The organism is Candidatus Latescibacterota bacterium, from assembly GCA_020633725.1.
Lineage (GTDB): Bacteria > Krumholzibacteriota > Krumholzibacteriia > JACNKJ01 > JACNKJ01 > VGXI01.
Genome location: JACKDC010000002.1, coordinates 152,066 through 165,672, shown reverse-complemented (window position 1 = coordinate 165,672; position 13,607 = coordinate 152,066). Strand labels below are relative to the sequence as shown.

Genomic DNA, 13,607 nt, shown 5'->3' with positions numbered 1-13,607 from the left:
GTGCCGCCTACTTGGTGGACGTCGTCAGGGGACGTCCCAGGCTGACCTCGCCGTTGTCGATCCTGATGTTGAAGCCGCAGCCCGGATTGTTGCAGACCCAGGCCTTGTACTGGATGGTCGCGCCGTCACGGCCGTAGTCCGACAGCGGCAGCAGCTGGCCGTTCTCGCAATTCAGACACTTGGGAAAATGCTCCATGTCACAGGCCCGAGGGGTTCGAGCCTCCACCTCCCTTTCACACCGAGGGGTCGATTAACGCCGTGGTTGGTCCACCGGGGGACTAGACCGGAATTTATCCACTATCGCCAGAAAGTCAAGCCGCCCGGTGCAACACCGCTGGGGCTCAAAAGTGCCCCCGGCGCTCGGAGAGCCGCCGGGGGCGAGCACCCCTGCCAGGTGCCGTAGGCGTGTCCGTGCCTAGGCGTGCGCGGTCGCGACGTGCCAGCGGCGCTGGATCGCGCGCACGCTCGCGGCCTGGTAGACGGCGGCGAGGCCGACCAGCGCGTAGACGATCCGCGCCAGCGCGGCGGAGCTGCCGCCGAAGAGCGCCGCGACGAGGTCGAACTGGAAGAGGCCCACCAGGCCCCAGTTGAGGCCGCCCACGATGAGAAGGGCGGTGGCGAGGACATCGATCTTCTTCATGGCTGACTCCTTGGAGGTTGAGACGATCCGACGCGGACCGTCGCTTGCCGTCTTGACTGTTCGCGTCTTGTCCAGTACAATACATGAACAATCCAACGAGCGCAAGCCCCCTTCCGCGCTTGCGCTGACTTGTCCAGATCGCTAGGCTGCGGTCATGTCCGAGGAGAAAGCCATGGAGGCACGGCACCCCATGGGGGTGGTCACCAGCCGTACGCGATTGACTCCAGAGCTCTTGCGCGCCTGGGAGCGGCGCTACCGGGCCGTCAGCCCGTGGCGGAGCGAGAGCGGACGGCGCCTGTACAGCGACGCGGACATCGAGAAGCTGCAGCTGCTCAAGCGGCTGGTGGACGCGGGCCGCCGCATCAGCGACGTCGCCGCCTTCGACCTGGACCGGCTGCGGGACCTGGACCAGCAGGACCGGACCGCGCGCCTCGAGGATACGCAGCGCCGCTCCCCGTCACCAGCCCCGGTCGACGCGGACGCCCGCGACCTGCTCGCCCGCGCGCTCGGCGCCGTGGAGGCCCTCGACCGGCGCGCGCTCGAGGGCGTGCTCGGCGAGGGCACCGTCGCCCTGAGTCCCGTGCGGCTGCGCGAGGCCCTGGTCCTGCCCTTGATGAAGCACATCGGCGACGCCTGGCACACTGGCGGGCTGCGCATCGTGCACGAGCACATGGCCTCATCAGTGATCCACGCCTTCCTCTATGCGATGCAGCAGAAGCGTCCGGGCTCCGCGCAGGCGCCGCGCCTGCTGGCCGCGACGCTCCCGGGCTCGCGACACGAACTCGGCGCGCTGCTGGCCGCCTCGGTGGCGGCCGAGCGGGGCTGGGACGTCACCTACCTGGGGCCCGACCTGCCCGCCGCGGAGATCGCCGCCGCCGTCCACGCGCGGCAGGCGCGGGCGGTGGCCATCAGCGCGGTCTTTGCCGACGACGCCGCCCTGCTCCAGCGCGAACTGCGCTGGCTGCGGGAGCTGGCGGGCGAGGGCGTCGAGCTCTTTGCCGGCGGCGAGGCCGCGCGCACGCAGCGCGGCCTGCTGGACGAACTCGGCATCCACTTCACGGCCAGCCTGCTGGAGTTCGGCGAGCAGCTCGACGGCGCCCGCTAGCGGCATGCGCGCGGTCGACAAGGACACGGTGCTCGTCACCGGCGCCACCGGCTACATCGGCGGACGCCTCGTGCCGCGCCTGCTGGCGACGGGCCGGCGCGTGCGCTGCCTCGTCCGCGATCCCGGCAAGCTCGAGGGCCGCGACTGGACCGGCCATCCCGCGCTGGAACTCGTGCGCGGCGATGCGGGCGATGCGGCATCCCTCGACCGCGCCCTGCGCGGATGTTCGGCCGCCTACTACCTGATCCACTCCATGGTCGCGGCCGGCGAGGACTACCAGCAGCGCGACCGCGAACTCGCGCACGCCTTCGGCGCGGCGGCGGCGCGCGCAGGGCTGGCGCAGATCGTCTACCTCGGCGGACTGGGCGAGACGGGCCCCGGCCTCTCGCGCCATCTCAACTCGCGCCACGAGGTGGCCGACGCCCTCGCGAGCGGACCCGTGCCGGTGACCGTGCTGCGCGCGGCGATGATCATCGGCTCCGGCTCCGCCTCCTTCGAGATCCTGCGCTACCTGGTAGAGCGCCTGCCGGTGATGATCACGCCGCGCTGGGTCACCACCGACGCGCAGCCCATCGCGGTGCGCGACGCCCTGCACTACCTCGTCGCCTGCCTCGACACGCCGGCCACGCGGGGCCAGACCCTGGACATCGGCGGACCGGACGTCCTCAGCTACCGCGAGACCATGCGCCTCATGGCGGCGGCGCGCGGCCTGCCTCGCCGGCTGATCCTGCCCGTGCCGGTGCTCACGCCGCGTCTGAGCTCCCTGTGGATCCATCTCGTGACGCCCGCCGACCACCGCATCGCCCGCCCGCTGGCCGAGGGACTCCGCAACCGCGTGGTGTGCCGCGACGACCGCGCGCAGCAGCTGATGCCTGCTCCGCTGCTCACCGTCGACGAGGCCATCCGCGCCGCTCTGGGCAAGAGCGAGGGCGGCGACCCCGAGACGAGCTGGCTCGACGCGGGGCCGCTGCCCGGTGACCCGGACTGGACCGGCGGCACCGTCTACCTGGACGAGCGCGACCGCCTCGTGCAGGCCTCGCCCGAGGCGGTCTATGCGGTGATCACCCGCATCGGCGGCCCTGGCGGCTGGTATGCCGCGCAGTGGCTCTGGCGCGTGCGGGGCCTGCTGGACCGGCTCCTGGGCGGGCCCGGGCTCAGTCGCGGGCGCCGTCACCCGGACCGGCTGGCCTACGGCGACGTCCTGGATTTCTGGCGCGTCACGGGACTCGAGCCGGGCCGGAGCGTCGCCCTGCGCGCCGAGATGCGTCTGCCGGGAGAGGCCAGCCTGGAGTTCCACCTCGAGGACGGCCCCACCCCGGGCACCTGCGTGCTGCGGCAGCAGGCGCGCTTCAAGCCCCGCGGCCTCCTCGGTCTGCTCTACTGGTGGGCCGTGACCCCCTTCCACGGGCCCGTGTTTCGCGGGATGGTCGCCGCCATCGCCCGGCGGGCCGAGGCCTAGGTCCGGCCCCCTTCCATGCTGTACGTATTTGTACAGATATAACCTTGACAATCACTGAACGATTACCGATACTACTCATGTTGCGTTCAGAGCAAGTGATCGCGCCGGGGTGGAAGCCCCGGCCTCCTACCCTCCGCCAAGGAGCACGAACCATGAAGCAGATCACCCTTGCCGCCCTCGCCGCCCTGTCCCTGGCCGCTTTCGGCACGCCGGCATCGGCGCACTGCGGCAGCTGCGGCGTGACCGCGAGCACGGATCACGGACATGCCAAGACCCACGCCCTGAAGGCCGACGCCGCCACGCCCGCCTCGATCCTCGAGACGGCCCAGGCGGCCGGCTTCAGCACCCTCGCCACCGCCGTCGAGGCCGCCGGCCTGACCGACGTGCTCGCCGGTGAGGGTCCCTTCACCGTCTTCGCCCCCACCGACGAGGCCTTCGCCAAGCTGCCCAAGGGCGCCCTCGACAAACTGCTCGCCGACCCCGAGGCGCTGCGCGAGGTCCTGCTCTACCACGTGGTCCCCGGCAAGGTGACCGCCGCGCAGGTAGTGAAGCTGAAGAGCGCCGAGACCGCCAGCGGCAAGAGCCTCGCCATCAGCGCGAAGGACGGCGTGACGGTCGCCGGCGCAAAGGTGACCGCCACCGACGTCATGGCCAGCAACGGCGTCATCCACGTCATCGACAGCGTGATGCTGCCCAACTAAGGAGACTCCTGTGATTACGATGAAGAAGCGACTCGCGCTGCTCCTGCCGCTGCTCATCGTGGCGCTGGCGGGCTGCAGCGACGACGACAGCAATCCCATGGGGATGTCCACCGAGACCACGCGCCTGCGGGTGGTCCACGCCTCGCCGGACGCGCCGGCGGTGGACGTCTACGCCGAGGGTGTGAGCACGCCGCTCCTCAGCAACGTGGCCTACGGCGATGTGAGCGCCTACCTGGACGTGGATCCGGGCACGGTGAACGTGCAGATCCGCGCGGCGGGGAGCGGTTCGAGCGGCGCGGTGCTCTACGAGACCGGTCCGCTGACCCTGATCGAGGGCGCAAGCGTCACGGCCGTGGCCGCGGGGCTCTACGGGTCCTCCGACAGCGCCGACGCCTTCCGCGTGCTGGCCCTGGGCGAGGACTTCGCGGATCCCGCAGCCGGCATGGCGCGCGTTCGCATCGTCCACGCGGGCGCGGACGCTCCCACCGTGGCTCTCGATGTGAACAATGACGGCAGCGCCGAGGTCACCGATTTCGCGCGCTTCGCCGACACCGGCGCCGACGGCGTGGCGCTGCCGGCCGGGCAGAGCCTGCAGGTGGGCGTCTGGGCCGGCAGTCCCCTCGCGCGGGTAACGGCCTTCACCGCGCCCGCCCTGGCCGACGGCGGCGAGTACTTCCTCATCGCCACGGGTCTGCTCGGCGATCTGCCCCGCGATGAGAAGGGCTTCGCCCTCCTCGCGGCGGACGCGAGCGGCGGCATCGGCCTCGTGCGTCAGAACCCCACGGTCTACGCGCTGCACGCGGGCGCCGACGCCCCGGCCGTGGACATCTGGGCGGGCGGCGCCGTCGTGATCGCGAACCTCGACTTCGGCGAGCTCTCCGCGCCGCTGCAGCTGCCGCCCGACGCCTACACGCTGGCCTTCAGCGCGACGGGCACGTCGGACGTTGCGGCAAGCGCCACCACGCCGACCCTCGCCGCCGGCGAGCGCTACCTCGCGGTGGCCAGCGGTCTTCTTAGTGACGCCAGCTTCACCCTGCTGCCGCTGGCGGAGGGCTTCGACATGGGAGGCGACGTGCGCGTACGCGTGCTGCACGCCAGCCCCGGCGCGCCCAGCGTGGACGTCGGCGTGGTGGCGGGCGGCTTCAGCGCCGTGCCCGAGCTGTCGGATCTGGCCTTCGGGGAGTCCTCGGCGGCAACCGGCGTGGCGCTGGGCTCGGGTCCGGTGACGCTGGGCGTGGCCGCGACGGGCGAGACCGATCCGGTGGCCACCTTCGACCTGGATGCGCGCAGCGGCGGCCGCTACTTCGCGGTGGCGGCGGGCCTGCTGGGCGACACCGAGCGACCCTTCCGCCTGCTGATGGTGGATTCGGCGGTCGGCCCCTGGACCGTGAACGACGTGCCCGCGAACTAGCACCCGTTAGCCGTAGACGCAGCAAGGCCCCGCTTCGGTTCGGCAAGTCCGACCGGAGCGGGGCCTACGCTTACTTGAGGAGCGTCGCCGGCCGGCTGTACTGCAGCCCCGCCGCGCGCAGGCGATAGAGATAGACGCCGCTGGGCAGCGCCTGGCCCGCGTCGTCGCGACCGTCCCAGGTCACCGAGGTGTCGCCGGCGGGGACGAGCCCGTCGATGAGCGTCCGCACGAGGCGGCCCTGGGGATCGAAGACGGTCAGCTCCACCTGGTCCGCGTAGAGCAGCGTGAAGCTGAACTTCGTCGTCGGGTTGAAGGGGTTCGGGTAGTTGGCGTGCAGGGCCGCCGGGCGGGCGGGCGTGACGCCCTCCACCGCGGTGAGATCGCCGACCAGATGGTCGAAGCTGTACCAGGCGGCCGGCTCCACGCGGGGCATGCCCTCGTCGCGGCCCGAGTTGTCGATGGCGTGGATGTAGTAGTCGGTCCTGCCGTCGCTCACGGGTGGCAGAATCAGAGCTTTGTACTCATAGCCTCCGATGCCATGCATCGCGGCCACCTGCCAGTCGCCGCCGTTCTGCCGGTAGTGCAGTTCCACCGCGCTGACGCCGGTGTTGCTGTGGTCGCGGACCATGGCGCTCACCGTGACCGCGCCCTCCTGCTGCTCGAGGATCGGCACGTGCGCCACGCGCAGCATGCCCACGTCGTAGGCGCCCTTGGCGCGGCAGTGCAATGCGTCGTCACTCAGGAAGCCGCTGTAGTAGTAGCCCTGCACGGTGTAGCCCGGCGCGGCTTCTTGAAAGGCCGCGATCGCATCCTCGTCGTAGGTCGCATCGCCGAAGACGGGTACATAGATGTGGTCGTTGAGAATCAGGCTGTTGGTGTAGCTCGCGGGGCCGGAGGAGACGAGGTAGCAGTAGACACGGTGGACCTGGTAGTTGCGGCCGGTGGAGCTGGGCAGGCTGGCCAGCAGGGCAGCACGCTGGTTCAGGTTGTTGTAGGTGGCGTGGCTCGTGGGGACGTCCTTCACCATCACGGTCTCCTCGTCGAGGAACTTGGCCCAGGTGTCGATGTGGTGAATGCCGCCACTCTCGATGTAGTCCAATACCACGTAGTTCTCGATGCCGTAGTAGTCGAACATGAGCTGCTGAACAGCCTGGGGCGGCATCGCATTGTAGGACCACGCTTCGTTATAGACCTTCCATGTCGAACAACCGATATGGGCTCCGTCGGTCATGTAGTTGCCACCGGTATGGACCATGTCGTGCCGGTAGCAAGGGATGCCCTGCTGCTCCGCGAAGTGCACAGGAATCAAGTTGTCATTGGGCCTCGACAGCACATTGTACTTGTGGTCGATGATGCCCACGTCGCCGTTGCCGTCGAAGACGTACCAGGGACCGTAGTCGCGCGTCCAAATGCTCTCGTTGGGCTTGATCAGAAACTGGACGTGGCTCATGTCCACACCGTTGGCCGTCATGTTGCTCACGGCAGCATCGTAGCTTGCGCTGGAGACGATCACGTGGAGAGTCAGGTTGTCGTCGAAGTCCTGGAGCAGGTCGTAGGGCAAACCCAGCGGGTAGCGGATGAGCACGCCTGTCACCGGTTCCCACTCGGCCACGTTGCGGATGGGTGCGAGCGGCGGGGGAGTGGCAAGTCGATCGCCGCTCGCCTCCAGATACTCCGACAGGTGGAGAGCCTCTTCCCGGCTCATCTCGCGGGGAAGCAGCTCCTCGATGCCGTCCACGTCCATTGCGGCGAGGGCAGCTGGAGCAAGCGCGATCATCGAGAGAAGGGTGAACACGGCCAGCAGTGCCAAGCGACGCGTCATGATGGGCCTCCGGTAGGGGTTACTCCTTCGACAACTCGGCAGAAGAGATTATGGGCGCGGTGCGTCGATTGCGGACTCGGGGCTCACCCATGACAAGCGACCCCGAGAGGCTTCCCGGGGTCGCGAAACAGCACAAGATCCTGCTAGCTATCTACTTACTTCACCAGCGTCGCCGGCCGGCTGTACTGGAGCCCCGCGGCGCGTAGGCGATACAGGTAGACGCCGCTGGGCAGCGCCTGGCCGGCGTCGTCGCGACCGTCCCAGGTCACCGACGTGTCGCCAGCGGGGACGAGCCCGTCGATGAGCGTCCGCACGAGGCGGCCCTGGGGATCGAAGACGGTCAGCTCCACCTGGTCCGCGTAGAGCAGCGTGAAGCTGAACTTCGTCGACGGGTTGAAGGGGTTCGGGTAGTTGGCGTGCAGGGCCGCCGGGCGGGCGGGCGTGACGCCGTCCACCGCGGTGAGGTCGCCGGTCAGGTGGTCGAAGCTGTACCAGGCGGCCGGCTCCACGCGGGGCATGCCCTCGTCCCGGCCCGAGTTGTCGGCGGCGTGGATGTAGTAATCGGTCGTGCCGTCGCTGAGGGGCGCCGGAATCGTGCCCTCGTAGTCGTAGCCGCCGACGTTGCCCATCGCGACCATCTGCCAGGCGCCGCCGTTCTGCCGGTAGTGCAGCTCCACCGCGCTGACGCCGGTGTTGCTGTGGTCGCGCACCATGGCGCCTACCGTGACCGCGCCCTCCTGCTGCTCGTGGATCGGCACGTGCGCCACGCGCAGCATGCCCACGTCGTAGGCGCCCTTGGCGCGGCAGTGCAGGGCGTCGTCGCTCAGGAAGCCGCTGTAGTAGTAGCCCTGCACGGTATAGCCCGGCGCGGCCTGCTGGTAGGCGGCGATGGCGTCGTTGTCGTAGGTCGTGTTGCCGAAGAAGGGCACGTAGATGTGATCGTTGAGGATCAGGCAGTTCGTGTAGCTGGCCGGTCCCGAGGAGGTCAGGTAGCAGTAGACGCGATGGACCTGGTAGTTGCGGCCGGTGGAACTGGGGAGGCTGGCCAGCAGCGCGGCGCGCTGGTTCAGGTTGTTGTAGGTGGCGTGGGTCGTGGGGACGTCCTTCACGACCACGTTCTCCTCGTCGAGGAACTTGGCCCAGGTGTCGATGTGGTGGATGCCGCCGCTCTCGATGTAGTCCAGCACCGTGTAGGTCTCGACGCCGTAGTAGTCGGCCATGAGCTGGTTGACGTCGGCCTCGCTCATGCCGTTGTAGGTGGCCGCTTCGTTGTAGACGAGGCGGGTCGAGCTGCTGATGTGCGCGCCGTCGGTCATGTAGTTGCCGCCGGTGTGGTACATGTCGTGACGGTAGGCGGGGATGCCCTGCTGCTCGGCGAAGTACCAGGGGATCAGGTCGTCGTTGGGCCGCGGACGGTTGTAGTGGTGGTCGATGATGCCCACGTCGCCGTTGCCGTCGAAGACGTACCAGGGACCGTAATCACGGGTCCAGATGCTGTCGTTGTTCTTGATGAGGAACTGCACGTGGCTCATGTCCACGCCATTGGCCGTGAGCGCGCTGACCGCGGAGTTGTAGGAGCCGCTCGAGACGACGACGTGCACGGTCAGGTTGTCGTCGAAGTCCTGCAGCAGGTTGTAGGGCAGTCCCAGCGGGTAGCGGATGATCACGCCGGTCACCGGCTCCCACTCGGCCACGTTGCGCACGGGACCGACGGGCGGGGGATCCGTGACGCGGTCGCCGTTTTCGGCCACGTACTGCGGCATGATGCGCGCTTCCTCGGCAGTCATGCCGCGGGGGAGCAGCTCCTCGGTGCCGTCCACGTCCATCTCGGCGTGGGCGAGGGGGCTGAGGGCGCTGAGCGCGAACAGGCACAGCGCGACGACGGGCAGGGGACGACGCATGGGGATCCTCCGGCGCGGGATTGGGTTCTGGTCGCGAAGGTCTCGATTATAGCACAGGCGCCGCCGGGCGGCCAACCGCCCTCCTTGGCCGGAACGCTGTTCCCTTTCGGGCGCTCTGAGCTATACTAGTCCACAATTGGATATCTTGATTCATCGCTCGCGCACCCGGTGGGAGAGTGGCTGGGCACAAGACTCCGAGGAGGAAGCATGCGCTCAACAGTGATCGTACTCGCCCTGCTGGCCTTCGCATCCCAGGCTGCTGCCGACCAGACTCGCGTGCGCGACGCCGAGTGGAACGCGTGGTGGAGCACCAGTGGGACCTTCGAGAACCCGTCCACCATCGGGCACTACACTAGCTGGGCAGAATGGGTAGTCACCGCGGTCAGGGGATGGGACGTCACCCAAGGGCTCGACGTGGCATTGGAGGGCTTTGCTTTCCCCTGCGCAGGCGGTGAGGCCCACTGGGGGCTGTGGATCGACGACTACTCATCGGAGCTGCCGGATGACCCGTTCAACCCGCAGTACTCCGGCACTTTCACACCGATCGTCGCCGACGGCACGGCTTCTCCACCCTACCCCTACACCTATGTCGAACTGCCTGAGCCGCTGATCTTCTTCGGCGACTACTGGATCATCATCGCGTACGAGAATCCTGGGCGTGTCGGCTACAGCCAGTTCAACCAAACGGTGACCTGGTCGTGGTGGAGCGGTCACTGGGAGAACGACAGCTGGGGCGGCGAGGCCGCCGATCTCCAGATCCTGGCCTCACTCATCGAGATCCCCACCGCCGAGTCTTCCTGGAGCGCGATCAAGGGCCTCTACTGACGCCCTCTCGGACGCGGGAGCCTGGCCTGTCCGGGCTCCCCGTCGTTCCCCGCGCTGCCTGGATCGGCTATACTCTTCCCCGGCCGGGACTTGCCCCCGCCGCCCACCCTGCCCGGGAGGACGTGATGCGCCGCTTCATCCTGCTCGCCGCCCTGCTCACCCTCACGCTCGCGGCCACCGCGCAGGCCGACCCCGCCTGGCCCGACACCACGTGGGTGCGCGCCTTCGACCAGGAGTTCATCAACTGGGCGACGCCCCACGAGGCGAGCTTCGCCTTCCCCGGCAACCCCGAGATCTACAGCCAGGTGCTCCTGACCATCACCATCGGCTGCCCGGGCCTGCCCGGCGACTGCGACCCCTGGGACCGCTACGCCTGGCTGCGACTGGTGCACGACCTCGGCGGCGGCGCCACCGAGGACATCGAGATCGCACGCTTCATCACGCCCTACGACATCACCGGCCCGCCAACCTATCCCGGCAGCTGCGCGTGGACCTATGACGTCACCGACTACAAGTTCCTCCTCAAGGACCTCGTCACGCTGAAGCTCTACATCGAGTCGTGGATGGGCAACGACCGCGGCTGGCTCATCACCTGCGACTTCGCCTTCGTGCACGGCGTGAGCGCGCTGCAGCCCTACCGGGTGGTGAACCTCTACCTGGACGACTGGATCATCTACGGCGACACGCTGCTGGATCACGAGGAGGAGCTGCCGCCGGTCGTGGTGGACATCCCCGCCGACGCCGCCGCGGGCAAGGTGCGCATGACCACCACCGGTCACGGCTTCGGCTTCGCGGAGAACTGCGCCGAGTTCTGTCCCAAGGACCACACGATCGTGGTGGACGGCATGAGCTACACGCACCTGCTCTGGCAGGGCTGCGCGACGAACACCTGCAGCCCCCAGGGCGGCACCTGGCAGTATCCGCGCTCGGGCTGGTGCCCGGGCGACAAGGTCACGCCCTGGGACAACGACATCTCGAGCCTGCTCGTGCCGGGCGGGCAGATGACCTTCGACTACGACATCGAGCAGTACTTCAACCCCTGCAATCCCACGAACCCCGACTGCGTGCCCGGCCAGACCTGCACCGACTGCAACTACGACGGCACCACGCCCCCCAACTGGAAGGTGATGGGCCAGCTCATCCTCTACCGCGCCGATCCCACGGCTGCGCCCGACGCGGTCGAGGCCGCGCGCCTCGAGCTGGGCCAGAACCACCCGAACCCCTTCAACCCGTCCACCGTGTTCAACTACACGCTGGCCGAGCCGGGCACCGTGACCCTGCGCATCTACAGCCCGGGCGGACGCCTGCTGATCGAGCAGACCCGCGAGCACGCCGCCTCGGGCACCTTCAACTTCCGCTGGGACGGCCGCGACGCGCAGGGGCTGCGCCAGGCCTCGGGCGTCTACTTCTACGAGGTGGAGATGGGCGCCGAGCGGCAGTCGCGGAAGATGCTGCTGCTACAGTAAGGGTCGCAGGCGCGAGGCGCTCTAAGGCGCCTCGCGTCGCTTCGGGCGCCGCCCTTTCATCGCCTGGGCGTGACGGCGTCCCCAGGCGCGCTCCTCTTCGCGGCGCAGGCGGACGTCCTGCCGCCGCGCGTTCGCCCGCGCCTCCCGCTCCAGCTTGCGCCAGTGCGCCAGCGCCTCCTCGTCCAGCGCGCCCGACGCGACCGCAGCCTGCACCGCACAGCCCGGCTCGCCGTCGTGACCACAGTCGGCGAAGCGGCAGCTCGCGGCCAGCGCGGCGACCGTGGGGAAGACCGCGTCGAGGCCGTCCGCATCGAGCAGCTGCAGCTCGCGCATCCCCGGCGTGTCGAGGACGAGCCCGCCGCCCGGCAGGCGCACGAGCTGTCGATGCGTCGTAGTGTGGCGGCCCTTGGCGTCGCCCTCGCGCACCGCGCCGGTGCTCATGGTCGCGAGCCCGGCGAGCGCGTTGATCAGCGTGGACTTGCCCGCCCCCGAGGAGCCGAGGAAGGCCGCGGTCGCGCCGGGGGCGATGGACGCGCGGATCGCCTCGAGACCCTCCCCCGCCAGCGCGCTCACCGCGAGCACGGGCACGCCCGGCGCGCGCCGCTCGACCTCGCGCTGCATCGACGCCGCATCCTCGCACAGATCGGCCTTGTTGAGGACGATCACCGGACGCGCGCCCCCCGCGTAGATCCGCGCGAGATAGCGCTGGATGCGGTTCAGGTTGAAGCTCGCGTCGAGCCCGGTGACGGCGAAGATCACGTCAACGTTCGCCGCCACCACCTGCGCGCGGCTTTCCGTGCCGGCGACGCCGCGGGTGAAGACGGTCCGCCGCGCGAAGCGCCGCTCGATGAGCGCGGGCGCATCGGGCGCGGGTTCGCTGCGCAAGGCGACCCAGTCGCCCGCGGTGGGCCGGTCTGCGTCGTCGAGCTCGTGGTGAAGGCGGCCGGACAGCAGGGCGCTGCCGCCCCCCAGCGCCGTCCAGACCTCGTAGGCGCCGCGGTGCTCGGCCGCCACGCGGGCGGGAATGAGCGCGGGGTCGTCCCAGGCGTCGAGTTGCGCGCTGAAGAAGAGGTCGAAACCCAGGGATAGCAGATCGGTCATGGTGGCTCTCCATGCGTGTGCGTGTGGAAATGCACGGCATCGCAGGGTCCGGCGGCCGGACGTGGTTCGCCCGGCGTGGCCTGCGCGGAGGGAGCGGCGGGCTGAAGCCGGCGATGCGCAATCGCACCGCCGAGGCTGCGGCCTAGGTCTGCTCCGCATGGAAAGCGAGGGTGGACATCAAGCCTTTCTGGGATCATCCCGGGTGTGCGGCAAGTCTAGCGCGCCGCGGGCGGGTGCGTCAATCGGGAGGCGGACAGTGGATGTCCACGGGTTCCCCTGACTCGGGGTGAGGGAACGCCAGGCGGATCGCGTGCAGGTGATAGCCGGCATCGCCCGGACGTCCTGGCGCTTCGCGCAATCCGCCTCCCGCCGCGTAGAGCGGATCCCCCAGCAGCGGATGCCCGCAGGCGGCCAGGTGGATGCGCGCCTGGTGGGGACGGCCCGTGGCGAGGCGGATCTCGACCAGACTGGTCCTCTCGCGCCGCTCGAGGACCCGCAGCTCGCTGCGCGACGGCTTGCCCGCGGGATCCGCGGCGAAGACGGCTCCGCGCGCCGGGTGCGCGCTGCGGCCGATGGGCGTCTCGATCGTGAACGCGTCCTGCGCGGGACGTCCCTCCACCAGCGCGTGGTAGACCTTTTCGACGCGCTGCTCGCGCCAGGCCAGGGCGATCGCGCGCGCGGCCTCCGGCGTGCGCGTGAAGAGCACGATGCCCGAGGCGCCGCGGTCGAGGCGGTGCGCCGGGGCAGCCTCGGGGTAGTCCGCGCGCACGAGGGCGAGCAGCGTGTGTTCGAGATAGCCGCCGCCGGGCAGCGTCGGCAGGCCGGCGGGCTTGGCGACGGCGACGAAGGCCGCGTCTTCCAGGAGCACGGTGTAGCGCAGGGGCGCCGCGGGCTCCACCCAGGGCGGGCGCGCCCAGGTCACGGTGTCGCCGCGGCGCAGCGTCGTGTCGGCTGAGACGGTGTGCCCGCCCACGCGGACGCGGCCCGCGGCGATACGCTCCCGCCACTCCACCGCGCTGCCGTGCGGGTAGCGCTGCGTCAGGTAGTCGATCAGCGTGCGGCCAGCGCTCCGCGCGTCGACGCGGCCGGCATAGGTGTAGCCGCGATTCGGCGCGGGCGTCGGGTTGGCGGTTCGATGTGGCATCGCCCCGAGTATGAGCGGGGGGAGTCGCAGGG

General features: G+C 69.6%; 12 protein-coding genes. 6 read left to right on the top strand and 6 right to left on the bottom strand.

Annotation, left to right across the window (positions count from 1 at the left end):
• Positions 1 to 7: 7 nt before the first annotated feature.
• A complete protein-coding gene (locus tag H6693_05225; GenBank protein ID MCB9515572.1) occupies positions 8 to 196 on the bottom strand; it encodes a hypothetical protein in 189 nt (62 codons plus the stop codon).
• A gap of 219 nt (positions 197 to 415) precedes the next feature.
• The gene (locus H6693_05220; GenBank protein MCB9515571.1) at positions 416 to 640 is read right to left on the bottom strand and encodes a DUF378 domain-containing protein; all 225 of its coding nucleotides are present in this window, start codon (positions 638 to 640) and stop codon (positions 416 to 418) included.
• Positions 641 to 812: 172 nt separating this feature from the next.
• Here H6693_05220 and H6693_05215 point away from each other — a divergent pair, with 172 nt between their 5' ends.
• The 4 genes from H6693_05215 (at position 813) to H6693_05200 (ending at position 5,316) form a co-directional block, all read left to right on the top strand.
• Complete coding sequence (locus H6693_05215; protein ID MCB9515570.1) at positions 813 to 1,745, top strand: MerR family transcriptional regulator; 933 nt, start codon at positions 813 to 815, stop codon at positions 1,743 to 1,745.
• A gap of 4 nt (positions 1,746 to 1,749) precedes the next feature.
• Entirely contained in the window at positions 1,750 to 3,204 is a 1,455-nt protein-coding gene (locus tag H6693_05210) for an SDR family oxidoreductase (protein MCB9515569.1), read from the top strand.
• A gap of 152 nt (positions 3,205 to 3,356) precedes the next feature.
• A complete protein-coding gene (locus tag H6693_05205) occupies positions 3,357 to 3,905 on the top strand; it encodes a fasciclin domain-containing protein (GenBank protein MCB9515568.1) in 549 nt (182 codons plus the stop codon).
• 19 nt (positions 3,906 to 3,924) lie between these two features.
• Complete coding sequence (locus H6693_05200; GenBank protein MCB9515567.1) at positions 3,925 to 5,316, top strand: DUF4397 domain-containing protein; 1,392 nt, start codon at positions 3,925 to 3,927, stop codon at positions 5,314 to 5,316.
• 70 nt (positions 5,317 to 5,386) lie between these two features.
• Here the strand turns inward: H6693_05200 and H6693_05195 are convergent, their stop codons facing one another.
• Together H6693_05195 and H6693_05190 are read right to left on the bottom strand one after the other, a co-directional pair.
• Complete coding sequence (locus H6693_05195) at positions 5,387 to 7,138, bottom strand: agmatine deiminase family protein (GenBank protein ID MCB9515566.1); 1,752 nt, start codon at positions 7,136 to 7,138, stop codon at positions 5,387 to 5,389.
• A 155-nt stretch (positions 7,139 to 7,293) separates the two neighbouring features.
• Positions 7,294 to 9,039, bottom strand: a complete 1,746-nt coding sequence (locus tag H6693_05190) for an agmatine deiminase family protein (GenBank protein ID MCB9515565.1) — start codon at positions 9,037 to 9,039, stop codon at positions 7,294 to 7,296.
• Positions 9,040 to 9,246: 207 nt separating this feature from the next.
• On the opposite strand from H6693_05190, the gene H6693_05185 reads away from it, so the two are divergent.
• Both H6693_05185 and H6693_05180 read left to right on the top strand, forming a co-directional pair.
• Entirely contained in the window at positions 9,247 to 9,864 is a 618-nt protein-coding gene (locus H6693_05185; protein ID MCB9515564.1) for a hypothetical protein, read from the top strand.
• Between the two features lie 125 nt (positions 9,865 to 9,989).
• On the top strand, positions 9,990 to 11,330 hold the full coding sequence (locus tag H6693_05180; GenBank protein ID MCB9515563.1) for a T9SS type A sorting domain-containing protein: 1,341 nt from the start codon (positions 9,990 to 9,992) through the stop codon (positions 11,328 to 11,330).
• 21 nt (positions 11,331 to 11,351) lie between these two features.
• Here H6693_05180 and rsgA read toward each other — a convergent pair whose 3' ends face one another.
• The gene (rsgA, locus tag H6693_05175; protein ID MCB9515562.1) at positions 11,352 to 12,431 is read right to left on the bottom strand and encodes a ribosome small subunit-dependent GTPase A; all 1,080 of its coding nucleotides are present in this window, start codon (positions 12,429 to 12,431) and stop codon (positions 11,352 to 11,354) included.
• A gap of 238 nt (positions 12,432 to 12,669) precedes the next feature.
• The gene (locus H6693_05170; GenBank protein MCB9515561.1) at positions 12,670 to 13,575 is read right to left on the bottom strand and encodes an RluA family pseudouridine synthase; all 906 of its coding nucleotides are present in this window, start codon (positions 13,573 to 13,575) and stop codon (positions 12,670 to 12,672) included.
• Positions 13,576 to 13,607: the final 32 nt, after the last annotated feature.